The organism is Micromonospora sp. NBC_01638, from assembly GCF_045209745.1.
Taxonomy (GTDB): domain Bacteria; phylum Actinomycetota; class Actinomycetes; order Mycobacteriales; family Micromonosporaceae; genus Micromonospora.
In genome coordinates this window covers 5,594,419-5,619,036 of record NZ_CP109273.1, presented here as the reverse complement: position 1 = coordinate 5,619,036, position 24,618 = coordinate 5,594,419, and the positions used below count along the sequence as shown (strand labels likewise).

23 protein-coding genes and 2 pseudogenes are annotated in these 24,618 nt (G+C 70.1%); 9 read left to right on the top strand and 16 right to left on the bottom strand.

Translation table 11 applies throughout. The features are described 5' to 3' along the window. The first annotated feature begins 34 nt into the window (after positions 1–34). Positions 35–388 carry a hypothetical protein gene (locus OG811_RS26240; RefSeq protein ID WP_406069521.1) on the top strand — a complete coding sequence of 118 codons (354 nt, stop codon included), beginning with the start codon at positions 35–37 and terminating at the stop codon, positions 386–388. Here the strand turns inward: OG811_RS26240 and OG811_RS26235 are convergent. Continuing rightward, positions 379–603 (bottom strand): annotated as a pseudogene (locus OG811_RS26235) (IS630 family transposase); the annotation flags it as partial. The gene OG811_RS26240 and the pseudogene OG811_RS26235 overlap by 10 nt on opposite strands. A gap of 135 nt (positions 604–738) precedes the next feature. Between OG811_RS26235 and OG811_RS26230 the strand changes: the two are divergent. Beyond that, positions 739–1,044, top strand: coding sequence for a winged helix-turn-helix transcriptional regulator (locus OG811_RS26230; protein WP_406069520.1), 306 nt, complete (start codon positions 739–741; stop codon positions 1,042–1,044). A gap of 491 nt (positions 1,045–1,535) precedes the next feature. On the opposite strand, the gene OG811_RS26225 is transcribed toward OG811_RS26230, so the two are convergent. Then, positions 1,536–3,260, bottom strand: a complete 1,725-nt coding sequence (locus OG811_RS26225; RefSeq protein WP_406069519.1) for an FAD-dependent oxidoreductase — start codon at positions 3,258–3,260, stop codon at positions 1,536–1,538. A gap of 1,017 nt (positions 3,261–4,277) precedes the next feature. Between OG811_RS26225 and OG811_RS26220 the strand changes: the two genes are divergently transcribed. Beyond that, positions 4,278–5,513, top strand: a complete 1,236-nt coding sequence (locus OG811_RS26220; protein ID WP_406069517.1) for an IS110 family transposase — start codon at positions 4,278–4,280, stop codon at positions 5,511–5,513. Positions 5,514–5,568: 55 nt separating this feature from the next. On the opposite strand, the gene metH is transcribed toward OG811_RS26220, so the two are convergent. Next, positions 5,569–9,069 carry a methionine synthase gene (gene metH / locus OG811_RS26215; protein WP_406075919.1) on the bottom strand — a complete coding sequence of 1,167 codons (3,501 nt, stop codon included), beginning with the start codon at positions 9,067–9,069 and terminating at the stop codon, positions 5,569–5,571. 277 nt (positions 9,070–9,346) lie between these two features. On the opposite strand from metH, the gene OG811_RS26210 reads away from it, so the two are divergent. Continuing rightward, a complete protein-coding gene (locus OG811_RS26210; protein ID WP_406069515.1) occupies positions 9,347–10,216 on the top strand; it encodes a PAC2 family protein in 870 nt (289 codons plus the stop codon). 123 nt (positions 10,217–10,339) lie between these two features. Further along, entirely contained in the window at positions 10,340–11,131 is a 792-nt protein-coding gene (locus OG811_RS26205) for a GntR family transcriptional regulator (protein WP_406075917.1), read from the top strand. A 138-nt stretch (positions 11,132–11,269) separates the two neighbouring features. Here the strand turns inward: OG811_RS26205 and mshC are convergent, their stop codons facing one another. The 7 genes from mshC to OG811_RS26170 all read right to left on the bottom strand — a co-directional run bounded on the left by mshC (position 11,270) and on the right by OG811_RS26170 (position 17,021). After that, positions 11,270–12,508: a cysteine--1-D-myo-inosityl 2-amino-2-deoxy-alpha-D-glucopyranoside ligase gene (gene mshC, locus OG811_RS26200; RefSeq protein ID WP_406069513.1), complete on the bottom strand. Its 1,239-nt coding sequence runs from the start codon at positions 12,506–12,508 to the stop codon at positions 11,270–11,272. A gap of 67 nt (positions 12,509–12,575) precedes the next feature. Next, entirely contained in the window at positions 12,576–13,394 is an 819-nt protein-coding gene (locus OG811_RS26195; RefSeq protein ID WP_406069512.1) for an SCO1664 family protein, read from the bottom strand. Continuing rightward, positions 13,391–13,975 (bottom strand): DUF3090 domain-containing protein, encoded by a 585-nt coding sequence (locus OG811_RS26190; RefSeq protein WP_406069510.1) that lies wholly within the window; start codon positions 13,973–13,975, stop codon positions 13,391–13,393. Before OG811_RS26190 ends, OG811_RS26195 begins: the two co-directional genes overlap by 4 nt. Before the next feature lie 199 nt (positions 13,976–14,174). Beyond that, the gene (locus OG811_RS26185; protein WP_406069509.1) at positions 14,175–14,888 is read right to left on the bottom strand and encodes an MSMEG_4193 family putative phosphomutase; all 714 of its coding nucleotides are present in this window, start codon (positions 14,886–14,888) and stop codon (positions 14,175–14,177) included. 58 nt (positions 14,889–14,946) lie between these two features. Continuing rightward, positions 14,947–15,783 (bottom strand): undecaprenyl-diphosphate phosphatase, encoded by an 837-nt coding sequence (locus OG811_RS26180; RefSeq protein WP_406069508.1) that lies wholly within the window; start codon positions 15,781–15,783, stop codon positions 14,947–14,949. Continuing rightward, positions 15,780–16,832, bottom strand: a complete 1,053-nt coding sequence (locus tag OG811_RS26175) for an LLM class F420-dependent oxidoreductase (RefSeq protein WP_406069506.1) — start codon at positions 16,830–16,832, stop codon at positions 15,780–15,782. Before OG811_RS26175 ends, OG811_RS26180 begins: the two co-directional genes overlap by 4 nt. A 36-nt stretch (positions 16,833–16,868) precedes the next feature. Beyond that, positions 16,869–17,021, bottom strand: a complete 153-nt coding sequence (locus OG811_RS26170; RefSeq protein WP_406069504.1) for a hypothetical protein — start codon at positions 17,019–17,021, stop codon at positions 16,869–16,871. Here OG811_RS26170 and OG811_RS26165 point away from each other — a divergent pair. After that, a complete protein-coding gene (locus OG811_RS26165) occupies positions 17,020–17,991 on the top strand; it encodes an aldo/keto reductase (protein WP_406069503.1) in 972 nt (323 codons plus the stop codon). The genes OG811_RS26170 and OG811_RS26165 overlap by 2 nt on opposite strands. A gap of 13 nt (positions 17,992–18,004) precedes the next feature. On the opposite strand, the gene OG811_RS26160 is transcribed toward OG811_RS26165, so the two are convergent. From OG811_RS26160 to OG811_RS26150, 3 genes are read right to left on the bottom strand one after another with little or no spacing between them, the layout of a single operon-like run. Then, a complete protein-coding gene (locus OG811_RS26160; RefSeq protein ID WP_406069501.1) occupies positions 18,005–18,913 on the bottom strand; it encodes a hypothetical protein in 909 nt (302 codons plus the stop codon). Between the two features lie 14 nt (positions 18,914–18,927). Further along, complete coding sequence (locus OG811_RS26155) at positions 18,928–19,989, bottom strand: WXG100 family type VII secretion target (RefSeq protein ID WP_406069500.1); 1,062 nt, start codon at positions 19,987–19,989, stop codon at positions 18,928–18,930. Then, the gene (locus OG811_RS26150) at positions 19,986–20,318 is read right to left on the bottom strand and encodes a hypothetical protein (protein WP_406069498.1); all 333 of its coding nucleotides are present in this window, start codon (positions 20,316–20,318) and stop codon (positions 19,986–19,988) included. The genes OG811_RS26155 and OG811_RS26150 overlap by 4 nt, the downstream gene beginning before the upstream one ends. Positions 20,319–20,411: 93 nt before the next feature. On the opposite strand from OG811_RS26150, the gene OG811_RS26145 reads away from it, so the two are divergent. Both OG811_RS26145 and OG811_RS26140 read left to right on the top strand, forming a co-directional pair. Beyond that, the gene (locus tag OG811_RS26145) at positions 20,412–20,831 is read left to right on the top strand and encodes a YbaB/EbfC family nucleoid-associated protein (protein ID WP_406069496.1); all 420 of its coding nucleotides are present in this window, start codon (positions 20,412–20,414) and stop codon (positions 20,829–20,831) included. Then, a complete protein-coding gene (locus OG811_RS26140) occupies positions 20,828–21,670 on the top strand; it encodes an SseB family protein (protein ID WP_406069494.1) in 843 nt (280 codons plus the stop codon). The genes OG811_RS26145 and OG811_RS26140 overlap by 4 nt, the downstream gene beginning before the upstream one ends. A 42-nt stretch (positions 21,671–21,712) precedes the next feature. Here OG811_RS26140 and OG811_RS26135 read toward each other — a convergent pair. Beyond that, positions 21,713–22,361: pseudogene (locus OG811_RS26135) on the bottom strand (response regulator). 28 nt (positions 22,362–22,389) lie between these two features. Next, positions 22,390–23,223: a CPBP family intramembrane glutamic endopeptidase gene (locus OG811_RS26130; RefSeq protein ID WP_406069492.1), complete on the bottom strand. Its 834-nt coding sequence runs from the start codon at positions 23,221–23,223 to the stop codon at positions 22,390–22,392. A gap of 392 nt (positions 23,224–23,615) precedes the next feature. On the opposite strand from OG811_RS26130, the gene OG811_RS26125 reads away from it, so the two are divergent. Continuing rightward, positions 23,616–23,807 (top strand): DUF5703 family protein, encoded by a 192-nt coding sequence (locus tag OG811_RS26125; protein ID WP_406069490.1) that lies wholly within the window; start codon positions 23,616–23,618, stop codon positions 23,805–23,807. Between the two features lie 87 nt (positions 23,808–23,894). On the opposite strand, the gene OG811_RS26120 is transcribed toward OG811_RS26125, so the two are convergent. Continuing rightward, positions 23,895–24,563: a hypothetical protein gene (locus tag OG811_RS26120; RefSeq protein WP_406075916.1), complete on the bottom strand. Its 669-nt coding sequence runs from the start codon at positions 24,561–24,563 to the stop codon at positions 23,895–23,897. Between the last annotated feature and the right edge of the window lie 55 nt (positions 24,564–24,618).

Genomic DNA, 24,618 nt, shown 5'->3' with positions numbered 1-24,618 from the left:
CAACCCGCTCGACTCGCCCTGTCAAATTACATCTATGCAGTTCAGCGAAGCGTCGGTTGTGGCCCTGGCCGCCATCGGCGGCAACATAGTCCTGACATGGGCGACTCTTCGAGGTCAGCGCACGTCGCTCCACCTTGGTCGGCTCTGGGAGCGGCGTACCGCTGCTTACGACGATTACGTCGCAATGCTGCGGACGGCGGAACAAGCTCGGAGTGAGACGATGGACACCGAACGATCGGAAACGGCACCTGCGCTGCCCGACCGGGCCGAGCAATCAGCTGTCATCAGCAGGACCGAGCTGTATGGCTCGAAGCCGGTTCGTGAAGCAGTGTCGGACTGGGCTGAAGCCGATCGAGACTGGCACGCTAGTGTTCTGTCTCAGTTTTGATTAGCCGTTTGTTGGAGGGCAACTCGTCCACGTCGGACCTTGGCCAGGATCGATTCGGCGGCGGCGGTCCACACGAACGGCTTCGGGTCGTCGTTGTGTACGCGCAGGTACTCCTCGATCGCGGTGACGAGGTCGCCGACGCTGCGGAACACGCCGCGGCGGATCATCTTCTCGGTCAGGTCGGCGAACCAGCGCTCAACCAGGTTGAGCCAACATGTTGTTCTGCAGGTGAGCAGCGGTGAGACTGGTGGCGTAGTACGCAGCGATGGGGCTGAGACAGCGCTGGGTGTGTTGTTGGCCGGTGTTGACCGCTAGATCGGGCACGTGTCGGGCACGTCGCCGACGGAGGAGTGGGACCTGTCCGCACCGACACCGGCGACGGTCGACGAGGCCGGGTCGGCAACAAATGGGTCACGATGGTGCTCTTTGTCCTAGGCGAGCACCCCGAGCCGATGCGCCACTTCCAGGTGCAGCGTGCCATCCCCGGTGCCTCGAAGAAGATGCTCACCCAAACGCTGCGCAACCTCGAGGGCGACGGACTCGTCACCCGGACGGGGACGAGCACTACCCCAAGATCGAGGCAGCGCGCTCCGCGAGGTAAGGGCGCTCCAACGCCTCGGAGGAAGTTCCATCCTGGTGCCTTCACCGAGCCCTGAGAGGGTTCGTCGAAACGCCGGTCCGGTTGCGGCACGGCCGTGTCGTTCAGATGGGCGGCATCCGCTGCGATACCCGTCTGCGACGTCGCAGCGTCAGCGCGCCAGCCGCCCCGGTCAGCGCCCCCGCTCCGAAGGCAAGGATCAACGTTTGTCGGATGCTTTGGTTTTTCCTGCGCGCCATGATTGCTCCTCACACCCGCCGTGTCTGCATGGCCTTATTGTCCGACTCGGCCACTGAAGCCACGCACCTAATCGACAGACTCATATGCCGCCCATGGGCGTCAGAACTGAGGACGGCACGGGGACGATCCAGGCTCACCCCTGCTCGGACAGGAAACCGACGGCAGCTGCGACCTCACATCAGTCCTTGACATCAACGACGGCGGGCACGAAGCCTCCAGTGATCACAGAGTGTAGACAACTCGATGATCACCGACTTCGTGCCCGTTCCACTACCCCACGTCCTCGCCCTCTCCTACTGGCGGAGGCTCTTAAGCTTCTGACCCTGCACCTGGCCGAGCCCGCTCCAAGCTCCGTGCACGCTCGCCAGCGTGCTTGGCCGCCAGATAGGCGAACACCAAACCCTGCCCGAGGGTCGCACCCGGCCCGGGATAGAACTTGCCGAAGGCGTTCGCGGCGGCGTTGCCCACCGCGTAGAGCCCATCGATCGGCGAACCGTCCTCGTGCAGCGCGCGGCCCCACTCGTCGGCGGTGATGCCGCCACACGTGCCCAGGTCAGCCGGCACCGTCTTCACCGCGTAGAAGGGCGCCTTGGTGATGGTGCCCAGGTTCGGGTTCGGCGTGTTTGTGGGGTCGCCGTAGTAGCGGTCGTAGTGCCCCAGGCCACGCTTGAAGTCATCGTCCTGGCCCTGCGACGCGAGCACGTTGAAGTGCGCGGCGCCGTCGACCAGCCCAGGCACCCCGATCTTGCGGCTCAGCTCGGCGATCGACTTCGCCTTCACCACCACACCTGATTCGTAGAAGATCTTCGGCATCGGCATCCCCGGCATCACTGAGCCGGCGAACAGATAGCGGTTCCGGTGCTTCTGGTCGAAGATCAACCAGATCGGCAGGTGGTCGCCCTTGCCGTCGTCGAGGCCGAGCATGGCCCGGCCGGCCGTCATGTAGTCGGTGGCCTCGTTGAAGAAGCGGTGCCCGGTGGAGTCGACGATCATCGACCCCGGCAGCGACCGCTCCGACAGCATGAAGATCGGATCAGCCCCAGGTGTCAGCGGCGAAATCGATGGGAACCACCACGCCTGATCCAGGAGATCGAGGCCCGCGCCCACCTGCTCGGCGATCGCGAATAGGTCGCCGGTGTTGTCGGGGTTGCCGAAGCTCCAGTCTTCGGTGAGTGCCTGCGACTGGTACTTGCGGCGCTTCTCCCCGGCGTGGTCGAAGCCTCCGATGGCTAGGATGACGCCACCCTTGGCCGCCACCCGTATGCGCTCACCATCCTTCTCCACGACGACGCCCGTCACCCTCCCGTCCTCGACGACCAGCTCCTTGAGCGGGCTGTTCAGCCAGATGTCCACTCCTGCCCGACGCGCGCCGGCGATCAGCCCCGCACCGAGAGCTCGGCCACCCGCGGCCATCTCCTTCTTCAACAGCTTGCCGCCGACGCCTTGCAGTACCCGCTTAAAGATCGTCGGGAATGCCTGCAGGGGTCGACGGGCCATCAGATTCATCAACCTGAAGTCCTTGGACGTGATGGGCATCGGTACCGGCGCGGCGATGGCGCCGCTGGTGCGGATGCGGGCGACGCCCTCAGCACCGAGGGTGTTGATGTTAAACGGCTTCGACTCGACCGACCGCCCGATCGCCGACCCTCCTTCGAGGTCCGCGAAGTAGTCCGCATACTCGGTCATGTGGCCGAGCTTCAGCGGAGTGGCCGCGAGCAGCTCGTCGACAACCTCCGGAGCGTGCTCGACGAACGCTTCCCTGCGTGCGCGCGGAGCGGTGTCCCCGACGAGCGTGTCCAGGTAGGTCAGCACCCGCTCCTTCGTGTCCTGGACGCCTGCATTCTGCAACACCTTGTTGTTCGGCATCCACATGCCGCCGCCCGACATTGCCGTCGAGCCTCCGAAGTAGGCGCCCTTTTCCACCACTAGGGCTCGAAGACCTCTTCGCGCTGCGGTGATGGCACCCATCAGGCCGGTGCCTGAGCCCACTACTACCACGTCGTAATTGTCGTGCCAGCTCGCCGTCTCGTTCATTTCCGAGCCTCCTAGCAGGTCACCACGGACGAATGATTAAAACCAATCTCCACCGAAGAATGCTTCTTAAGAGCAAGAAGAGTTGAACATTCACTTATTGCATCGAACTGTGGTGTGACTTTTCACCGAGACGCCGGACACCCTCCGCCCCCGCCCCCGCCCCCGCCCCCGCCATTGTCATCCCTGAAGCAGTGGTGCCGTGTCAACTTCGTCGGCCGGGTAGTTTGTGACCGGTTTAACCTGTTTCCAGACTCGGATAGAGCGGTTCGACCCCGATCCACTATTGAAGCCATCCCGTGTGCCGTCGACCCGCCCACCGGGGAGCGGGCCGCCGCCCGGCCCGCCATGGCAAGCGGACCTTGACACAGGTTCGGACGCTGGCGGGTCGAGGGCGGTCTGCTCGGCTCGCCCGGGACGACGGCAGGCGGGATGGCCTACCGCCACCACGCACGGACCGCGACCCGCCGACGGAGCCCCGACCATCCTGGAGCCGGAGCGCCCCGCCGGAGGCGCCCTAACCGCAACCCCACGACCGCCGGCCAGCTCGCCGACGCAGCCGGCGTGCGCTTCCCTACGCCGCGCGGGCGCTTGACCGCGCGGCCCGGCGGCTGCCGGCCCACCACACCACCGGTCAACGTTCGGTGAGGACCAGGCCGCCAAGGACGGCCCGGAAGCCGTTGACGGCCTGGAGACGGCATGATCATGGTTCAGCGGTCCTACAGATGGCCTAAGACGCAGGTCAGCAACGCGGCGCCGTCTTCGAGGCGCACCACGGTGTGCGAAGATTCGGCGCCGGTTGCTGGTTGCGGCCCGACTGTGTTCGGGCGGATTGTGATGGGGTTCGTCGTGGTCGACCCCGAATGCTCTGTGGTGCTGATGAGCCTGTAGGTCAGCATGGTGGCGGAGGGCTTCCACGGGAACCGTGGATTGGTGCCAGTGAGCCCGAGCGTCAGACTTTCGAATCTCCCTGCCCTCCCCGCGACGGACGCCGTGGTCCGCGTGTGAAGGAGGCTGGTGATGGAAGTCGTTCACTCCCGCTGCGCCGGGATGGACATCTCGAAGAAGGACGCCAAGGTGTGCGTGCGGATCGCGGGGGCTGGTCGCCGTAAGACGACTGAGACGGTCACGACCTGGGGGTCGATGACAAGCCAGATCCTCGCGTTGCGTGACCACCTCGTCGATCAGCAGGTGACGTGTGTGGTGATGGAGGCGACCAGCGACTATTGGAAGCCGTTCTACTACCTGCTTGAGGACGCCGGCTTCGAGGTCATGCTGGTCAACGCCCGGCACGTGAAGACGCTGCCAGGTCGTAAGACCGATGTCGCGGACGCGACCTGGCTTGCTCAGCTCGGTGCGCACGGCCTGGTGAGGGGGTCGTTCGTACCGCCCGAGCCGATCCGTCAGTTGCGGGATCTGACCCGGGCACGCACGGCGATCACGAGGGAACGTGGCCGGGAGGTCCAGCGGCTGGAGAAGTTGCTGGAGGACGCCGGGATCAAGCTGTCCGCGGTCGCGTCCGACATCCTTGGAGTGTCTGGGCGGGCGATGTTGGAGGCGTTGATCGCTGGTGACAGGGATCCGGCCGCGCTCGCGGATCTGGCCAAGCGTCGGCTCCGGTCAAAGATCCCCCAGCTGACCGAAGCGTTGAACGGCCGGTTCACCGAGCACCATGCGTTCCTCGCTCGCGTGCACCTGGACCTGATCGACTGGCATACGGCAGCGATCAACAGGCTCACCGAGCGGATCGAGGTGATGATGGAGCCCTTTCAGGGCTTCCGTGACCTGATCTGCTCCATCCCCGGCATCGGCATTCTGACCGCCGACGTGATCATCGCCGAGACCGGCGCCGACATGACTCGCTTCCCGACTGCGAAGCACCTGGCCTCGTGGGCCGGTACGACACCCGGCAACAACGAATCGGCGGGCAAGGTGAAGTCCAGCCGAACCCGACCCGGCAACCCCTACCTACAAGGAGCGTTGGGGGCGGCGGCGATGGCGTGCTCCCAGAACCCGCGCAGCTACCTCGGCGCCCGATACCGGCGCATCGCCTCACGCCGTGGACCGCAGAAGGCCAACATGGCCATCCAGCACTCCATGCTCATCGCGATCTGGCACATGGGCACCACCGGCACCTTCTACGACGACCCCGGCGCCGACTACTTCACCCGCCTTCACCCGGACCGATCCAAGAAACGAGCCATCCATCAACTCGAAGCCATGGGGTACAGCGTCACCCTGGAGAAGGCATCGTGAAGCGAACCAACCTCTGACGCGAAGGGGAATCTTCGCGTCAGAGCACCTGTGGGCGTTACTTGGCGTTGAAGTAGCTCGCCTCCGGGTGGTGGACCACGATGGCGTCGGTGGCCTGCTCCGGCATGAGCTGGAACTCCTCGGACAGCTCCACCCCGATCCGCTCCGCCCCGAGCAGATCCACGATCTTCGCCCGGTCCTCCAGATCCGGACAGGCCGGGTAGCCGAACGCGTACCGGCAGCCCCGGTAGTCGTTGCGCAGCAGGCCAGCCAGGTCCGTCGGGTCGTCGTGGCCCAGCAAACGGCCGTCGGGCAGGGTCAGCTCGGCGCGGATGCGCCGGTGCCAGTGCTCCGCGAGGGCCTCGGTGAGCTGCACGGAGAGCCCGTGCACCTCCATATAGTCGCGGTACTCGTTGCGGGCGAACAGCTTGGCCGCGTACTCGCTGACCGGCTGGCCGACGGTGACCAGTTGCAGCGCGACCACGTCGAGCTGGTCGCCCTTGGGCTTGAAGAAGTCCGCCAGGCAGAGCCGGCGCTCCTGCCGCTGCCGGGGGAAGGAGAACCGGGCGCGCTCCGCGTGCCCGTTCTCGTCGAGCACCACCAGGTCATTGCCTTCGGAGTACGCCGGGAAGTAGCCGTACACCACGGCTGCCTCGAGCACCTGGTCGGCGATCAGGCGGTCCAGCCAGTACCGCAGGCGCGGCCGGCCTTCGGTCTCGACCAGCTCCTCATAGGAGGGTCCGCTCCCGCCGCGGGCGCCACGCAGCCCCCACTGCCCGAGGAAGGTGGCCCGCTCGTCCAGCAGCGCCGCATAGTCGGACATCGGCACGCCCTTGATCACCCGCGTGCCGAAGAACGGCGGGGTGGGCACCGCCACGTCCACGGCCACGTCGGAGCGGACCGACGAGTCGTGCAGCTCCGGCAGCGACTCGGTGACCATGGACCGCTGCCGTTCCCGGCGGGCTCGCCGCGCCGCGAGGGCCGCCTCCCGCTCCGGGTCGATCACCGGTGCGCCGCCCCGTTTGGCGGTCATCACCTTGTCCATCAGGGACAGCCCCTCGAACGCGTCCCGCGCGTAGTGCACCTGCCCGGGGAACGTCGACCGCAGGTCGTCCTCGACGTACGCCCGCGTCAGCGCCGCCCCACCCAGCAGGACGGGCCAGCGCTCCGCGACCCCGCGCGTGGCCATCTCGGCCAGGTTTTCCTTCATGATGACCGTGCTCTTGACCAGCAGGCCGGACATGCCGATCGCGTCGGCGCGGTGCTGCTCGGCGGCGTCCAGGATGGCGCTGATCGGCTGCTTGATGCCGATGTTCACCACCTCGTAGCCGTTGTTGGACAGGATGATGTCGACCAGGTTCTTGCCGATGTCGTGCACGTCGCCGCGCACGGTGGCGAGCACGATGCGACCCTTGCCGCCGTCGTCGACGGTTTCCATGTGCGGCTCCAGGTACGCCACCGCGGTCTTCATCACCTCGGCGGACTGGAGCACGAACGGCAGCTGCATCTGCCCGGAGCCGAACAGCTCACCGACCACCTTCATCCCGTCCAGCAGGATGTCGTTGATGATCGACAGTGGGGGCCGACCGCCGGCCATCGCCTCGTCCAGGTCGGCTTCCAGGCCGTTGCGCTCACCGTCGATGATCCGCCGCTTGAGCCGCTCGTCGAGCGGCAGCGCCGCCAGCTCCTGCGCGCGGCTGGCCCGGGCGCTGGTCACGTCGATGCCCTCGAAGAGCTCGAGGAAACGCTGCACCGGGTCATACCCCTCGCGGCGCCGGTCGTACACCAGATCCAGTGCGACCTCGCGCTGCTCCTGCGGGATCTTCGACATCGGCAGGATCTTGCTGGCGTGCACGATCGCCGACGTCAGGCCGGCCTGCACGCACTCGTGCAGGAACACCGAGTTGAGCACCTGCCGGGCCGCCGGGTTGAGCCCGAACGAGATGTTCGAGACGCCCAGGGTGAAGTTGACCCCCGGGTAGCGGCGGGTGATCTCCCGGATCGCCTCGATCGTCTCGATGCCGTCACGGCGGGTCTCCTCCTGCCCGGTGGCGATCGGGAACGTCAGCGCGTCGATCAGGATGTCGGCGCGGTCCATGCCCCACCGGCCGGTCAGGTCGTCGATCAGCCGCGCCGCGACCCGGACCTTCCAATCCTGGGTACGCGCCTGCCCCTCCTCGTCGATGAGCAGCGCCACCACCGCCGCGCCGTGCTCGCGGACGACCGGCATCACCCGCGCGTACCGGGAGTCGGGGCCGTCGCCGTCCTCGAAGTTCACCGAGTTGACCACGCACCGGCCGCCGAGCATCTCGAGCCCGGCCTCGACGACGTTCGGCTCGGTGGAGTCCAGCATGATCGGCAGGGTCGACGCGGTGGCGAACCGGCCGGCCAGCTCCCGCATGTCCTGGGTGCCGTCGCGCCCGACGTAGTCCACGCACAGGTCGAGCAGGTGCGAGCCGTCGCGCGCCTGGCTGCGGGCGATCTCCACACAGGCCCGCCAGTCACCGGCCAGCATCGCATCCCGGAACGCCTTGGAACCGTTGGCGTTGGTCCGCTCCCCCACCATCAGCACCGACGCGTCCTGCGCGAACGGCACCGGATGGTACACCGACGAGACGCCCGCCTCGTGCCGGGGCTCGCGGGCCGGGGCGGTGACACCGTGCAGCCGCTCGGACAGCACCCGGATGTGCTCCGGGGTGGTGCCGCAACAGCCGCCGATCAGCCCCACGCCGTATTCGGTGATGAACCGCTCCAGGGCCTCGGCCAGCTCCGCCGGGCTCAACGGGAAGTACGCGCCGTCGGCGGTGAGCACCGGCAGGCCGGCGTTCGGCATCACCGACAGCCCGATCCGGGAGTGCTGCGACAGGTATCGCAGGTGCTCGCTCATCTCGGCCGGGCCGGTCGAGCAGTTGAGCCCGATCAGGTCCACGCCGAGCGGCTCGATCGCCGCCAGGGCCGCACCGATCTCGCTACCCACCAGCATGGTGCCGGTGGTCTCCACGGCCACGTGACAGATGATCGGCACCGACCGGCCCAGCTCGGCCATCGCCCGCTTCGACCCGACCACGGCGGCCTTGACCTGAAGCAGGTCCTGGCAGGTCTCGATGATCAGCGCGTCCACGCCGCCGACGATCAGACCGACGGCGTTCTCCTGGTACGCGTCACGCAGCGTGGCGTAGTCGGCGTGCCCGAGGGTGGGCAGCTTGGTGCCCGGCCCGATCGAGCCCAACACGAACCGGGGCCGCTGCGGGGTGCTGGCCGCGTCGGCGGCCTCCCGGGCGATCCGGGCGCCCGCCTCGGACAGCTCGCGGATGCGGTGCGGGATGTCGTACTCGGCGAGGTTGGCGAGGTTGGCGCCGAACGTGTTGGTCTCCACACAGTCCGCGCCGGCGCTCAGGTAGGCGTCGTGCACCCCACGCACGACGTCCGGTCGGGTGACGTTGAGGATCTCGTTGCACCCCTCCAGCCCGTCGAAGTCGTCGAGCGTGAGGTCCGCGGCCTGCAGCATCGTGCCCATCGCCCCGTCGGCGATGAGGATCCGGTCGGCCAGCACATCCATCAACGAAGTCCGCACCCGTTTAGATTAGTGCGGCCCCGCCGCACCCAACGCCCCCCCGGTACGCGATCCCATATTGTGTCGGCGGAATCACGCCGTCCGGTTCGTTCGTGTATGACCGGCCGCTGACGCGGCCGACCGGCGCGGCCGACGGGCCGCACCCCCGCCCGGCACGTAGGCTGGCGGACGTGAAGGACAACAGGGACGCCGCCGTGCCCCACGGTTTGACGACCGGGCACGGTCCCGGCGCCAGCCGCGACGAGCAGGGTGAGGTGACGGCGTGACCGAGTTCGACGGACTGCCGGTGCTGCGGTCCCCGGTGGCCATCGCCGCCTTCGAGGGCTGGAATGACGCCGCCGACGCGTCCACCGCCGCGGTCGAGCACCTCGAGCAGGTCTGGAACGCCCGGCAGATCGCCGAGTTGGACCCGGAGGACTTCTACGACTTCCAGGTCAGCCGGCCCACCATCACCATGGCCGACGGAGAGACCCGCCGGGTGGAGTGGCCGACGACCCGTTTCATGGTGGCCAGCCCGGAGGGCACCGAACGCGACGTGGTGCTGATCCGCGGCATCGAGCCGAGCATGCGCTGGCGGACGTTCTGCGAGCAGGTGCTGGAGATCTGCCACAGCCTTGAGGTGGAACGGGTCGTGCTGCTGGGCGCGTTGCTGGCCGACGTTCCATACACTCGGCCGCTGCCGATCAGCGGCAGCGCCTCCGACGCGCAGGCCGCCGAGCGCTACCAGCTCACCCCCACCCGGTACGACGGGCCGACCGGCATCGTCGGCGTGCTGCACGACGCGTGCTCCCGCGCCGAGGTGGACGCCGTCTCGTTCTGGGTGCACGTGCCGCACTACGCCAACAACCCGCCCTGCCCGAAGGCCACCGTCGCCCTGCTGCACCGCGTCGAGGAGGTCGTCGACCTGCCGGTGCCGATGGCCGACCTGGCCGAGGAGTCCGCCGAGTGGGAGCAGCGGGTGCGCAGCGCCGCCGAGCAGGACGCCGAACTCGGCGAGTACGTTCGCGAGCTGGAGGAGCGGGTCGGCGACGAGGGCATCACCCCGTTGACCGGGGACGAGATCGCCCAGGAGTTCGAGAAGTACCTGCGTCGTCGGGGCGGTTCGGCCGGCCCCACCGCCGGCTCCTGGTAACGCTGTCTGCTGCGGGCTCTCGGACCTTTTAACGGTCCGGGGGCCCGTTTTCGCGTGTCCAGGGTGGCGCCGTCACACCCGCTAGGGCATCCTAGGAACCTAGACGTGATCAAGGAGGCGGGTGTGCAGATCAATCCCGGGGCCGCGGAGTTCCCGCACCGACAGATCGCCGCGCAGCTCAAGGCCCAGGTCCGCCGCGGCGACTGGGGGCCCGGCGAGCGGCTGCCGTCCATCCCGGCCATCGCCGAGATGTTCGGGGTCGCCAAGCAGACCGTGCAACGCGCCGTCGACCAGCTGCGGGTCGAGGGCATCCTGATCACCAAGCCTGGCTCCGGTACGTACGTCCGGGGCACCCGCCGCCGACTCAACCGCCTCTCCCGGGGCCGGTACGGCGGCTTCCGCGGCTACCACACCGATCTCGCCGCCCGATACCGTCAGCACCTCGTCTCGGTCGGTCGTGCCCCCGCCCCCGCCGAGGTGGCCGACGCGTTCGGGGTGCCCGACGGCACCGAACTGCTGTGCCGCCGGCACCTCGTGCGCACCGACGACTCCCCCGTCGAGGTGGGCGCATCCTGGTTCCTGCCCGCCAACACCGCGGGCACCTCGCTGGAACGCACCGAGGCGTTCGGCCGGCCCCTCTACCAGGAGGCCGAGGAGGTCACCGGGCGCCGGTACGTCTCCGCCACCGACACGATCAGCGCCCGCCAGCCCAGCCGGGAGGAGGCCGAGACGCTCCAGATCCGGCCGGACACCCCGGTGCTGCACCTGCTGCACGTCGCCTACGACGCGCACCGCAAGCCGATTGAGGTCTCCCAGGCCACCTGGCCCGGCCCCATGACGACCCTCACCGAGGATTACCAGATCCCCGCCCCAACCCCAGACCCAGACCCCAACCCCGGCCTGGTCCTGGGCTGACCTGAACCCCCAACCCCACCGCGCGACCTACGGGGTGGGGTTGGGATCGGCTCGACTTCCTGAAAATCGGCGCGTCCACCGGCCCGGACACCGCGACTTCAGGCATACCGAGTCGATCACGGCACGGCACCCCGTCGATCAGAGGTGGATGCCCAGGAGGGCGTCTACCGTCTTTGCGAAGAGGGCCGGGGCGGCCGGGTCGTCCGTCGCACCGGCCAGGGCCGCTTCGGCCCAGGTGTCGACCAGGGTCAGGGCTCCAGGGGTGTCCAGGTCGTCGGCCAGGCGTTCGCGTACCCCGGCCAGCAGCTCAGCCCCGGACGGCCCGGCGGGTGCGGCGGCGGCCCGCCGCCAGCGGTCCAGGCGCTCCTGCGCGACGGACAGCAACTCGTCGGTCCAGGAGCGGTCGCTGCGGTAGTGCCCAGCGATCAACGCCAGGCGCACCGCCATCGAGTCGACCTTGTCAGCGCGCAACCGGGACACGAAGACCAGGTTGCCGCGGGACTTGGACATCTTCTCGCCGTCCAGACCGATCATGCCGGCGTGGACGTAGTGCTCGGCGAACGGCGCCTGACCGGTGAGCCGCTCCGCGTGCGCGGCGGACGCCTCGTGGTGCGGAAACAGCAGGTCGTTGCCGCCACCCTGGACGTCGATCCGGTCACCGAGCAGATTCAGCGCGATCACCGCGCACTCGATGTGCCAGCCCGGGCGACCCGGGCCCAGGTCACCGCCCGGCCAGGACGGCTCACCCTCGCGGGCCCCACGCCACAGCAGCGGGTCCAGTGGGTCACGCTTGCCGGCCCGGTCGGGGTCACCGCCGCGCTCGGGGAAGATCTCCAGCATCTGCTCGCGGGTCAGGTTCGACTCGTAGCCGAAGCGGGGCGTGGCGGAGATGTCGAAGTAGACGTCGCCGGTGCCGTCGTCGAGCCGGTACGCGGCGCCGTCCTTGAGCAGCACCTCGACCTTGTCGGCGATGTCCGGGATCGACTCGACCGCTCCCACGTAGTGCGCCGGTGGGATGATCCGCAGCGCCTCCATGTCCTCCCGGAACAGCGCCGTCTCGCGCATCGCGAGGACCACCCAGTCCTCGCCGTCGCGGGCGGCCCGCTCCAGCAGCGGGTCGTCGATGTCGGTGACGTTCTGCACGTAGCGCACCGGACGGCCGGCGTCCCGCCACATCCGCTGCACCAGGTCAAACGTGATCATGGTGGCGGCGTGACCGAGGTGCGTGGCGTCGTACGGGGTGATGCCGCAGACGTACATGGTCCCCGCGTCCACCGGCTCACTTGGGTGGACACCCTGCCGCGCCGAGTCGTACAAGGCCAGCGGCTCGCTCCTGCCCGGCAGCCGTGGCACCTCGTGTCCCGCCCAAGACTCCATGGGATCAGCCTAGCCAGCCCGAGGACGACGCCGGAGCGCCCCACGGGTGATCAAGATGACAGCGGGGTCACATGGGCGGCCAGGGCACCGCAGGCCAGTCCTCCGGCGGCTGGGGAAAGCGGCCGGTCTCCCGCAACCGGTCGATCCGGGACGCCAACTCGGCCACCTCGCTGATCGTCAGGTGGTCGGCCAGCTCCGCGCCGAGCGCCCCGGCGACCTGCCCGGCGAGCCCGTCGAGCATCTCCACGGCGTCCGGGGGCAACTGCTTGCCAGCCCAACCCCAGAGCACCGTACGCAGCTTGTCCTCCACGTGGAGGCTCACCCCGTGGTCCACGCCGTAGATCCGGTCATCGGCCCCGACCAGCACGTGACCGCCCTTACGATCAGCGTTGTTGATCACCGCGTCGAGCACCGCGAGCCGGGCCAGCCGTGGGTCGTCGGCGTGCGCCAGCGCGTACGCGGCGCCGTCGTCGTCCCGGGCCGCGGCGATCGGGAACCAACGTGGCGGCAGCTCCCCCGCCGGCAGGAAACCGACCAGCGGCTCGGCGTCCTCCGGCTCGTCGATCCACAGCTGGCAGGAGCCGGGGCCGAACGGGCCGTCGCGCAGCACGGTGGGCGGCACCAGACCCCACCCGGTGGCCCGGGAGACCAGGTACGCCGAGACCTCCCTGCCGGCCAGGGTGCCGTCGGGAAAATCCCAGAGCGGACGCTCACCACGGATCGGCTTGTAGACGCAGCGGGCGGTGACGCCGTCCAGGGTCAGGATGCCGCGCAGCGTCGTGTTCGACGCATCGACCAGCCGACCCTCCAGATCGAGCGCGCCGTCACGCAGCAGCCGCAGCGCGGCGTCGCCGTCCTGGCGAGGCTGGAGGCCGGACGAGGTCACCGGTGATAACCGTTGTGCCGCGGGCAGAGGTGCCCGGCGGGGTCCAACGGTTGGCCGCAGAGCGGGCACGGCGGCCGGCCCGCGTTGACCACTCGCCGGGCCCGCTCGATGAACTGGCGGGTCGCCTGCGGGGTGAGCCGGACCCGGAGTCGGTCCAGGTCCTCGTCCGGCTCGTCGTCCTCGTCGTCGTCGGAGTCCTCGTCGTCCTCGTCGCCCAGCTCGACCTCGGGCTCCACCTCGCCGGCGGCGATCGCTTCGATCACCACGGTCGCGGTGTCCACGTCGAAGGCCAGCCCGAGGGTCCCGACCCGGAACTCCTCGTCGACCGGAGTGTCCAGTGGATCGTTGTCGCCGACCACCGGCGCCAGCTCGGGCAGGTCCACCCCGAAGCGACGCTGCGCCTCGGTGAGCAGCTCCTCCAGCTTCTCGGCGAGCAGGGACACCTGGACCTTCTCCAGCGCGACGCTGACCAGCCTGCCGCCGCCGCGGGCCTGCAGGAAGAACGTGCGCTCCCCCGGCGCCCCGACAGTCCCGGCGACGAACCGCTCCGGCGGTTCGAAGGCGTGCACCTGGTGGGTCATACCCACGACCCTATCCGGCCCGCCATGGCACCGCGCACCCCACCGACCTGAATTGCCGCAGCGGCGGCGCGCCCGGCGTACCAGCGGCAATACCCGGGCGTGGCGGCCCGTTCGCCGGTTTCCGCCAGCCTCCGCCGACGATCAGGCGGGGCTGTCGGGACGTGGCGCGCACCGGCGTGCCGGGCGGTCGGACGCGTCGTCACGAGGCCGCACCGGCCCCACCGCCGACCGCGGCGTCCGAATCGGCCGCGTGGGGAGCCCGCCGTCGCCGTTTGCGCGGCGGCGGCACCAGGGCGGAGAGGTCACCGCCGGTGTCGTTGAGCCGAACCAGGAACGGCCGCAGGGGCGTGAACCGGATCGCGGTCACCGACGCCGGGTCGGCCACGATCCGCTGAAAAAGATCCAGGTGTACGCCGAGCGCGTCCGCCACAATGGCTTTGATCACATCGCCGTGGCTGCACGCCAGCCACACCGCCTCGGGCCCGTGCTCGGCGCTCACCCGGGCGTCCCACGAACGAACGGCCGCCACCGCCCGCGCGGCCATCGCCGCCATCGCCTCCCCGTCCGGAAAGACCGCAGCGCTGGGGCGCTGCTGGACCACCGGCCAGAGCGGCTCCTTGGCGAGTTTCTTCAGCGGCTGCCCCTCCCAGCTGCCGTAGTCACACTCGATCAGCTCGTCCTCGACGACCGGGGTGGCCTGCGGAAGGGCCAACTCCAGGGTCTGCCGGCAGCGGATCAGCGGACTGGTCACCACGGCGGCCAACGGCACCGCCCGCAACCGTTCGCCCACCGCGACGGCCTGGGCCCGCCCGGTGTCGTCCAGCTCGACCGGTTGCCGACCGGCCAGGCCGCCATCGGCGTTCGCCGTGGTCCGGCCGTGTCGCAGAAGCAGAAGGGTCGCCACGCTGACCACCCTATGGCCTGCTTCCCGCCCCGGACCGGGGCGGGATCCGCGCCGCGACCTGGGTCGGTCAGGTGGCGCTGATCGTGCCGGTCATCAGCAGGGCCAGGACGAGGGTGCCCAGCGCGACCCGGTACAGCACGAAGACGTACAGGGTGTGGTGGGCGACGTACCGCAGCAGCCAGGCGATGGCCGCGTAGCCGACGCCGAACGCGATGACGGTGGCCACGATCGTCTGGGCCACGGTGGGTACGGACGTGCCCGGGGCGGACGGTTCGAAGACGTCCCCGAGGCTGAACACGCCGGACATCACCACCGCCGGGATGGCCAGCAGAAACGAATACCGTGCCGCCGTCTCCCGGGTGAGGTTGAGCAGCAGACCGGCGGTGAGTGTGCCGCCGGAGCGGGACACCCCGGGGACCAGCGCCATGGCCTGGGCGAAGCCCATCACCACGCCGTCGGACATCCGGAAGTTCTGCAGGGTGCGGGTCTGCCGCCCCCAGTACTCGGCGAACGCCAGCACGAAGGCGAACACGATCAGCGTGGTCGCCACGACCCAGAGGTTGCGCCCGGCGGTCTTGATCTGGTCCTTGAACAGGAAACCGAACAGCCCGATGGGGATCGAGCCGACGATCACGTACCAGCCCATCCGGTAGTCAAGGCTGGAACGGACCGACCTGTCCCTGATGCCGACCAGCCAGGTCCGGGTGATCCGCCAGATGTCCTTCGCGAAGTAGATCAGCACGGCCGCTTCGGTGCCGAGCTGGGTGACCGCGGTGAACGACGCGCCGGCGTCACGGTCGAAGAAGATCGCCGAGGTGATCCGCAGATGCCCCGACGAGCTGACCGGAAGGAACTCGGTCAGTCCCTGGACGATGCCCAGGACGATGGCCTCGACCCAGGTCACTCGCCGACTCCCGAAAGATCAAAAGCCTCGGCGACGGTACGCAGAGTCTGCACGCCGCTGTCCCGGTCGGCCACGAACAGGCTCACCGACAGCGTGGTGACGCCAGCGGCGGCGTACTCCCGCATCCGCTCGGCGATGCGCTCCTTCGGGCCGAGCAGCGAGGTGCGGTCGATGAACTCCATCGGCACGGCGGCGGCCGCGTCGCGCTGCCGCTTGGCCAGGTACAGGTCCTGCACCTCGCGGGCGGCGTCGCCGTACCCCATCCGGGTGGCGAGCTGGTTGTAGAAGTTCTGCTGGCGGCTGCCCATGCCACCCACGTAGAGCGCGGCGTACCAGCGCACGAGCTCCGCGCAGGAGGCCACGTCGTCGCCGATCACCACGGGCACCGACGGCACCACGTCGAACCCGGCCAGCTCCTTGCCGGCCTTGGCCCGCCCGACGCGGACCGAGGCGAGCTGCTCCTCGGCGAACTCCGGGGCGTAGAACACGGCCAGCCAACCATCGGCGATCTCGCCGGCCAGCTCCAGGTTTTTCGGGCCGACCGCGGCCAGGTAGATCGGTATGTGTTCGCGTGGCGGGTGGAAGCCCAGTCGCAGGGCCTTACCGGGGCCGTCCGGCAGCGGCAGCGTGTAGTGCTCGCCGTCGTACGCCACTTCCTTGCGGGCGATCGCCAGCTTGACGATGTCGACGAACTCGCGGGTCCGGGCGAGTGGCTTGGCGAAACGCACACCGTGCCAGCCCTCGGAGACCTGCGGGCCGGAGACTCCCAGGCCGAGCCGGAACCGGCCGCCGGAGAGCGCGTCGATGGTGGCGGCGGTCATGGCGGTGGCGGCCGGCGTACGGGCGGGGATCTGCATCACCGCGGCGCCGACGTCGATCCGTTCGGTCTGGCCGGCCATCCAGGCGAGCATGCTGGGCGAGTCGGAGCCGTAGGCCTCCGCCGCCCACACCACCGAGTAGCCCAGCCGGTCCGCCTCCTGGGCCAGCGCCAGGTGGTCGGCCGGTGTGCTCCACGCCGTCTGGTATCCGAGACTGAGCCCGAGTCGCACTGGTCCTCCCCCATCCGTGGCACAGGTCGCACCAGGTTACGCAATGCCGATAACGGACTCGATCACCGGCTCGACACCTTTGATTCCCGGTCCGTAGCGGTGCCCGCCGTCGGCGGAACCGGCAGAACCAGCAGAGATGACGGGAGCGAGGATATCGGTGGTGGCGGGTTCGAAATAAGGTTCACCCATGCAACAGCGACCGCTCGGCCGAAGCGGGCTGGCGGTTTCCCGGCTCGCGCTCGGCACCATGACCTGGGGTCGGGACACCGACGCCGACGATGCGGCCGCCCAGCTGAAGAGTTACCTGGACGCGGGTGGCAACCTGATCGACACCGCCGACGTGTACGGCGACGGTGACGCCGAGTCGGTGATCGGCTCCCTGCTGGGCAGCCTCGTTCCCCGCGAGGAACTGCTGATCGCCACCAAGGCGGGGTTACGCCCGGGCAGTGGCCGGCGCCGTGACGGCTCCCGGGGGCACCTGCTGCGCACCCTGGACGCGTCGCTGCGCCGGCTCGGCACCGACCACGTCGACCTGTTCCAGGTGCACGGATACGACCCGGACACCCCGCTCGAGGAGACCCTGGCCGCACTGGACCACGCGGTGGCCAGCGGCAAGGTCCGCTACGTCGGGGTGTCGAACTTCTCCGGCTGGCAGACCGCGCGGGCCGCCGCCTGGCAGACCGCCTGGCCGGGACGGGCACCGGTGGTCGCAGCCCAGGTCGAGTATTCGCTGCTGGAGCGGGGCGTGGAGCGGGAGGTGCTGCCCGCGTGCGACGCGCTCGGCCTCGGCGTGCTGCCCTGGTCACCGCTGGGCCGGGGAGTGCTCACCGGCAAGTACCGGCACGGCCGTCCGGCGGATTCCCGGGCCGCGTCGCCGCACTTCGAGCGGTTCGTCGCCACGTACCTGGAGCCGCGTTGCTCCAGCATTGTGGAGGCGGTGGCGACCGCGGCCGGCGGGCTGGGTGTGTCGCCGCTGGAGGTGTCGTTGGCCTGGATCCGGGACCGGCCCGGGGTGACCGCACCGATCCTCGGCGCCCGGACGGTGGGGCAACTGCTCGGCGCGCTCCAAGTGGAACGCATCACACTTCCCGAGGAGATCACCACCGCGCTGGACGACGTCTCCGCGGTGCCGGTGGGCTACCCCGAGCGCGACGGCTGACCCGCCGGCCGGCTCACGGCGTCGGACGCTGGCCGGGGATCTCGTGGATCGCGCTCAGGAAGCGCGACTGGTCGTCGCGGAGCGCGGGCTGGGTGAGCCGGATCCACGAGCCGTCGTCGAAGAAGATGGTGGACGAGAACTGCACCAGCCCGGCCATGCCCCGCTCCGAGTCGACCCGGGCCACCCGGCTGCGCTCCACGCTCCACAGCAGCCGCGGTTGGCGCCGGTCGGGCCGGTCGGCGTCGGGGCGAAGCCCCATCCGCAGCAGGTGGAGATGGGTGTCGGTCACCGCCAGCGGTGTGCCCGTGTAGCGCTCCAGGAAGAGCAGCAGACTGCCGGCGAGGGTGGCGAGGTCGCCGCTGAAGACGTACCGGCGCCGGTAGGCGATCTCGGCGAGCTGGTCGGCCAGCGGGCGGTACTGGTTCAGCCGGAACAGCGCCCGGAACGCCTCCTGTTCCTCGGTGAGCGCGATGGGCTGACGCTGCGCCGGCTGGTGTGGCGGGCGGCCCGGCTCCGGCTCGGCCGCCTGCGGCAGGCCGACGGCGAGGGCGCCGGCGTTGCCCGGCAGCAGGAGCACGCCCGCGGCCAGCCGCACCGGCGCCAGCACCGCATCCACCCAGACCACCGGGTTGACAATGTTGAGCAGCCCGAACAGCACCTTCGGGTCGAGCGAGTCGACCAGCTCGTCGGCCATCACGTCGGCGAGCTGTCGGCCGGCCTGGTGCGTCTGCGGGGCGCGGACCGGGCCGAGCCCCACGTAGCGGAGCTCCTGACCCGGCAGGAGCGGCGCGACGAGGGCACGTTCGGGTTCGTCGCTGGTGCGGAACTCGTCGCGCAGCTCACGAGCCTTGTCCCCGGCGGCCCGCACGCCGCCGAGCACCGCGTCGGTGAATCGACCGAGACGGCCTCGCTCCCCTGGCATCGCGCGTTCCCTCCCTAGCGGCCCGCCGGCTGACCTGCCGGCGGCTGACCAAAGACATTGTGGTCGATCCAGTCGGCGCCGCCCTGCACCGCCTGGTCGATCTGGTCGCCGACCTGGTCGCTGCCGGGAACGGAGAGGCCGCTGGTCAACGCGACGGTCCCCCAGGTGACCCCATGGACGACCGAGTTCGGCACGTTCCACGGCAGGTTGGTCGCCCAGTCCCGGGCGATCACCCGGGCGCCGTCGGTGACGCCGTGCGCTCGCAGCGCGGCGGCCCGTTCGAGGGTGCCCATGTCGAACGGCGAACCCGACTTGCCCAGCTTGTACGTGCCCTTGGTGGGGTCGAGGAACTTGTGGTGCCACTTGTCGGCCTTGCCGGCGGCGTGCCGCTTGTCGGCGTACTTCTGGCCGGTGCGCAGCTTCTTCTGCATGTCGACCAGCTTGTCGAGGTGGTCGCGCAGCTTGCGCAGGTGCAGCATGACCCGCTGGAGCAGTCGGATGACCTTCTGCAGGTGCGCCGCCAGCGGCCGGATGACCTTCAGCATCCGGGTGAGCACGATCAGGCCCCTGGTCACGGCGACGCCCATGCCGGCCGCCCAGGACGCCCCGGCGGTGAACGGCGCCATCAGCAACGCCGTCACCAGCGTGACCAGCAGGAAGTTCACGAACTCGACGCAGAGGTCGACGAGCACGTCGTGCACGGTCTGCAGACCGTCGGCGACGCTGCGCAGGTACTCGGCGGTCGCGGCGAACTGCTCGGCGACGTCGAGCATCTGCTGCTCGACGTCGGCCAGCCGCTGGCCGTACGCCTCGCCGGCGGGTGAGCGCCATCCGGGCTGCGCGGCCTCGCGGACGCCGCGGTGCCCCTGTGCCAGGTCACGCACCTGTGCGGCCAGCGCGTCCCACTCGGCGGCCTTCGCCCGCAGGGCCGCGGGCTCACCGTCGACCATGTCGACAACCTGGATGAGCGGCCAGGCCAGGGTCCGGCAGACACTGTCGACCGCGTCCTGCACCCCGGAGAGCGCGTTGTCGAGGCCGTTCCACAGTTGGACGGCGCTACCGGCCGGCCCGCTCATCGGGGCAGCCCCGACTGGATGGCCTTGAACCCGGCGTCCAGGTCCTGCTCGGTGCGCTCGTACGCCTCGACCGTGTCGGCCAGCGCGCCAGCGACCCGGCCGAACGCGGCATTCGCGACGCCGAACAACTCCACGCCACCGGTGACCTGCTCGGTGTACTTCGCGCGGAGCATGTCACTGGCGAACGGCAGGTGGCCGAAGGCGTCCGACGGCACGTCGCCGGCCGAGGCGATCTGACTCTCCAGCGCGGCGAGCGAGCTGGCGACCTGCTTGGCGGCTGTCTCCAGTCGACGGACCGCCTGCACGTCGACATCGATATCCGGCGGCATGCCGTTCCTCCCCCATGTGTCGAGCGCACCGACGATACGATCTCCCGGCCACCGGGCACCACCCGGTCGCACGGTCCACGGGGGAGGGATCTCATGACTGACCCGATGTCCGCGTTCGACGCGCTCGCCGGGCGGATCGCCGACATCGAAAGCCGGTTCGCGGGGCTCCGCGACAACCTGGCCGAGCTGTCCGGCACCGCGACCGACGAGAGCGGCCTGGTCTCGGCGACCGTCGACGCCACCGGCGCGCTGACCGGCCTCACCATCGCGCCCGCAGCCCTGCGCGCCGGGACCGAGGGGGTGGCCGAGCTGGTGCTCGACGCGTACCGGCGGGCCCGTACGACGGCCACCGAGCATGTCGATGAGCACACCGACGGGTTGGAGGCCGCCCTCGGCACGGGCCTCACCGACCTGTTCGGCAAGCCCGGAGACTTCTCGGCGCTGGGCCGGTTGGAGGAGACCGTCGCCCGGATCGGACGGCTCGACGACCGGCTGCCGGGCTCACCGGCGTGACGTCGCCGACCTGGCCGGACATCGTCACGCGGCTGCGGAACACGGTCGCCCGCTGCGACCGGGACACCGACCTGGAGCTCTCCGCCGGTCCGCGGGGGATCCGGCTGCTGGTGCGCCGCGAGGTGGTGCGGGTGGTCTGCCCGGGCCACGACGAGGCACGCCTGGCCGCGCTCGGCTGGCATCGCCCGACCGACGGGCCGAGCTGGTGGTACGAGGCACCGCGCACTCCGGACCAGGTGGAGCGGCTCAGCGTGTTCGTGGCCCGGACCGCCGCCGAGGTGCTGACCGACGAGCCGGGCGCGCTCTCCTGCCGAGCGGTGCCACCGGCCACCCACGGGGGATCGGCGGCGCGCCCGGCCGAGCCAGCCGCCCGGTCGGCACCCACCGAACCGGCGCGACCGGCACCTGTCGGGGGAGCGCGACCGGCACCTGTCGAGGTGGCGGAGCCGCCGGTGGTGGCGCTGCTCGCCGCGGCCGCCGACCGGCGCGACCTGCCCGGCTACCTCGGAGTGCTGGCCGGCGCCACGGTGTGCGTCCCGCTGGCCGGAGAACCGGCGGCGGACGCCGGCTTCCCGTGGACGGTGGTCGACGATGCGACCGGCGCGCCGCTGCTGCCGGTCTTCACCTCACCCCGGGCGCTCGCCGCGTTCGCCGGGGACGGCGTGCCGTTCCTCGCCCTGCCCTGCGCCGATTTGCTGGAGGACTGGCCGGACTCGTCGTGGGGGCTGGTGGTCGACCCGGGCGAAGCCCGGGCAGTCGCCCTGGCCGCGCCGGCGCTGGCGACCCTGCTGACGGCGAATGTCCCCACCGCTCGCCCTGGCCCACCTGCGCAACGGTGACATCTACCACCGCCAACGTCTGCGCCAGGCGAAGTTCCCCGTTCACGTCACCAGCCCGGTCCGGTACGCATACACCACCGCCTGCACGCGGTCGCGCAGGTCGAGCTTGGTGAGGATGCGCGACACGTACGTCTTGACGGTCTCCTGACTGATCACCAGCCGGGCCGCGATCTCGCCGTTGGACAGGCCGTCGGCGATCAGGCGCAGCACCTCCAACTCGCGCGGGGTCAGTCCCACGTTGTCCGGCGTGCCCTCGGCGGGGCGGATGCGCGCCGCGTACCTGCCGACGAGCTGCCGGGTCACCTCGGGCGCCAGCAGCGCGGCCCCGCTGGCGACGGTGCGGATGCCGTGCAGCAGCTGCACCGGTGGGGCGTCCTTGAGCAGGAAGCCGCTCGCTCCGGCGCGCAGCGCCTCGTAGACGTACTCGTCGAGGTTGAACGTCGTCACCACGAGCACCTTGACCGGGTGGGCCGCCCCGACGCCAGCCAGCAGGCGGGTCGCCTCGATGCCGTCGAGTAACGGCATTCGTATGTCCATCACCACCACGTCCGGGCACAGCCGGCCGGCGAGGTCGACCGCCTCGCGCCCGTCCCCGCACTCGCCCACCACCTCCAGGTCGGGGTTGAGCGCCGATGATCGTCGCGAAGCCGGTACGGATCAGCGCCTGGTCGTCGCAGACCAGCACCCGGATCGGCGTGGGAGCATCCGCAGGTCGACCATCAGGAGACGGTAACGCCTGCCGCCGGCGCGTCGACCGCGCGGCGACGCGGGACGATGCGACCGCGGCGATGGGCCAGCCACAGGAACACCACGGTCAGTACCAGCCCCGCCAGCACCGAATACAGGCTGCCCTCCGGCCCGAAGTCGCCGCCGCTGAGCAGCATCGGGCCCGACATCGTGGCGTCCAGCAGCCCCGTCGACTCGCCGTTTCCGGAGACCACGACGCTGAAGATCCCCCCGGCGGCGAAGTTCCAGCCGAAGTGCAGCCCGATCGGCACCCAGAGGTTGCGGGTGGCGGCGTAGCAGGCGGCGAGCATGAAGCCCGCCTCGACCGCGATGGCGGTCGCGCCCCACAGGCTGGCGTCCGGGTTGAGCAGGTGGATCAGGCCGAACAGCACGCCGGTCAGCAGCAGCGAGAGCCAGGTCCCGAGGCGTTCCTCGACGAGACGGAACAGCAGGCCCCGGTAGAGCAACTCCTCGGTCACGGCCACGGCGGCCATGAAGCCGAACAGCCCCACCACGCCGGTCACCGAACCCATGCCGTGCACGTGGTAGCCGCCCAGCACGGCGATGTTGACGATGACGGCGACGAACGTGGCGAACCCGATCAACGTCCCTCGGGCGATCCGGGTGCCGGCCCCGGCCCGGGCCAGCTCCGTGACCTCACGTCGTTCGGTACGGCGCACCACCCACCCGTACATGAGGAGCGCGGCCACGGCGGTCGCCATCCCGAGGGCCAGGGTGAGCCAGGGGTTGCCCTGCACCGCCGCGACGGCCCGGTTGCCGACGAGACTGACCGCCACGACGGCCAAGATCTGCTTCAACACACGCATGATGGTTCCTTCGAGAGGTGCGGCCGGAGCGCCACGGGTCACCTGGAACGCTATGGATTCGCGGACCGGGAATCGTCACCGTGCGGTGGACACTTGCGGGTAGCTCTCGCGGGGGACAAGCGTGGGGCTGTGCAGAGCCAGGCCGCAGGCGTACAAAGGTCTCAGCGGGGCCTTCGCCCGGTGGCCCGGCCGCCAGCGACCCGAACTAGCCGCCGAGCAGGTTGGTCTCGCTTATCACCTTCGTCGGCGCGCACCCCGTCGGCGTACGCCTGCGGGCAGATGTCGATCGCCAAGTCTCGTCCAACGCCCCGACCACGAACCGCCCACGGCAGCGTCGTTGGTCACCCTGGAGAGGGTGGCGAACGGCCGCTGGGCTGGGCAGCATGGATGGCATGGACTACGAATACGCGCCGCTGCGGCTGCCGCCGAACGTCGACCGGTTGACCGCGGCGGCGCAGTTGGCGATCCAGGCGGAGTTCTCCGGATGGGAGTTGGCCCGGGTGCGGCTGTACCGGGACGGCACGCGGCAGGTGGTGCTGCGTCGTCGGAGGGTCAACCAGCCGCAGCCGGACCTGTCGTACTGAAAACCGGGCGGTGCCGCCCGGGGCCCGCTCGGGCCCCGGGCGGCACCCGGCGTAGTGCTGGTGCCCGGCCTAGTGCTGGTGCCCGGCCTAGTGCTGGTGCCCGGCGTGGTCGTGGTCGTGGTCGTCGTCGAGCTCCAGGAACGGGTGCTCATCGAGCCGGCCGACCAGCCGGTCGTCGACCGCTGGCTGGAACGGGCCGGCGGCGTCGTCGTCGTCGAACGACTCCAGGTCGACCGGAGTGCCCACCTCGCTGACCATGACCACCCCGTCGAGCGGTTCCAGCTCGGGGACGTCCAACGCGCCGAGTGAGCCGTCGCCGCTCTGCAGCAGCTCCAGCACCGCCTCGCCGACGCCCTCCACCGGTGCCGGCTCGTCGTCCTCCGGGGTGCCCTCGCGGCGGGCCGCCTCGGCCACCCGCAGCAGCGCCGAGACGCTCGGCACCCGGTAGTCACGGCGCTGGCGCACCGAGATCACCCGGGGGTGCGGGTCGCTGGCCTCGGCCCCGTCGGCGCCGCCGAAGCGCTCGTCAGCCTCGTCCGGGTCGATCGAGTCGACATCCCACGGCGTCACCTCACCGAAGGCGTCGAGCAGCCGCTCGTCGTACGCGAAGGAGGCGTTGTTCAACGCCACGTACGCCTGCCAGACGTCGTCGTCGTCGACGCGGCCCTGAGCGGCGCGTACGGCGGCCAGGTGGTGGCGGGCCGCTTCGATCACGCGCTCGAGAGCGACGTCCAGCTCACCGTTCTGGTCGGTCATGTGGGGCAGTCCCTTCACGATGGGAGGTTGCGCGCCGGCGGCAACTGCCGGACAC